Raw genomic sequence first — 1,489 nt, forward strand, 5'->3', positions numbered from 1 at the left:
CATGATGTTGCGGTGGAGGCCGTCGTAGCTGCCGGGGATGCCCTTGGCCTTCATGATGTCGAGCGACTCACGGATCCAGCCGTCCAGGTTGTTCGGGTACTCCTTGACGGCCTTGCGCTCGGCCTTGACGACCTTGACGGCCTTGACGGCCTTGCGCTCGACGGAGCGGTTGGCGGCCTGCTGGGCGGTGTGCTGCTTGTCGACCGCGGTGACCTTGAGGCGGTCGGCGACCGAGGCGGTCACCGGGCGGGCGGTCTTGGCCTCGCCGGTCTTCTCCGGCATGCCGTTGGCGCTGACGGGCTTGACCGCGGCCGGTGCGTGCGCGGATGCAGCCTGTGCGGTGTCCGGGGCCGAGGCCAGGGCCAGGCCCGAGGTGGCACCCGCGGCGGCCAGAACGGCCACGGCGACCTTGTGGGTGCGGGTAATGCGGGTGGTACGGACAGCGCGGGACAGGTTGATACCGGGCATGCAGAGTGACCTCTTCCAGGTGCGGGGACGGGGAGGCGGCCTTTTTCGGCGGCGCGTGATTCACCGGAGGTCATTGCCGCGTTCGCCTTGGGGGGCGTAAGTCGCAAGCTCGCTCTCGGTGCGTCGGAATCCATGTTTAGCGATGGCCCGGAATCGAGGCAATAGTGCTCTGTACTACTCATCATCGTGAGATAAACCCTGATCACCGAGGTAATAGGCGTTTCCCGTGGCGAGGACCCGGAATAGCTGAAGCGGATTCGACTAAGTGCGTTCGTAAGTGACGTGCATCGCGTGCCCCGCATCACTTGATAGCGGCCTTGGAACCCCCTCTGCCGGGCGCTGGAAGTTGTCTGGCTCACACCGGAATTACCGCTCTCCGGCACCACTTCATACGCGGATCGAAGGGGATTCATCCGCCCGGCTGCCCGGGGCGCCCGGCTCGAATGTCCCTATGTGGCGGGAGCCACTGCCGCTGACGCCGAAAGAGCGGAATTTGTGCCCCAATTCACTTGCCGGGAATCGGCGGGTGGCGACCGGTGCCGGGCGCCGGGCGGCACGGGGGCGAGTGCCGGATGGGCCGTTCGGGAGGGCTCCGATACGGCGATACGGCGGTGTCTGCTGGTCCGTTCGCAGCAGCGCCCGGGGCTGTCGCATGACTCTGTGCCCCGACTCCCTGAAAGTGACACCGCACACATCTGTCACTGCGCTGCATACATCTGTCACTGCACAGCACACATCTGTCACTCACTGTAGGGAAGTACTCATGATCCGTCCGATTTCCGTTGTTCTCACCGGACTTCTCGTTACGGGGTTCCTCTCGACGAGCGCCGCCGCCGTGGCGCCCGCCGACGAGGACCGCCGTCCCGCCGCGGCGCCGTCCGAGGAGTACCGCCGTCCGGCCCCGGCGCCGGCCGACGAGTACCGTCGTCCGGCCGCCGCGCCGGCCGAGGACATCCCCCAGACCTGGTTGTAGAGCCGCTCCTCCATGCTCCATCCGGCCGCGTGGCCGGCGACGGGGGCC

2 protein-coding genes are annotated in these 1,489 nt (G+C 67.1%); one reads left to right on the plus strand and one right to left on the minus strand.

Annotated elements, in window-relative coordinates:
- Nucleotides 1–468, minus strand: a 468-nt coding sequence (locus tag ACWD6P_RS36995; RefSeq protein WP_451448608.1) for a transglycosylase SLT domain-containing protein, incomplete at its 3' end; no start/stop codon positions are given.
- 763 nt (nucleotides 469–1,231) lie between these two features.
- Here ACWD6P_RS36995 and ACWD6P_RS37000 point away from each other — a divergent pair.
- Nucleotides 1,232–1,441 carry a hypothetical protein gene (locus ACWD6P_RS37000; protein WP_451448609.1) on the plus strand — a complete coding sequence of 70 codons (210 nt, stop codon included), beginning with the start codon at nucleotides 1,232–1,234 and terminating at the stop codon, nucleotides 1,439–1,441.
- The last annotated feature ends 48 nt before the right edge of the window (nucleotides 1,442–1,489 follow it).

The organism is Streptomyces sp. NPDC002446, assembly GCF_053595675.1.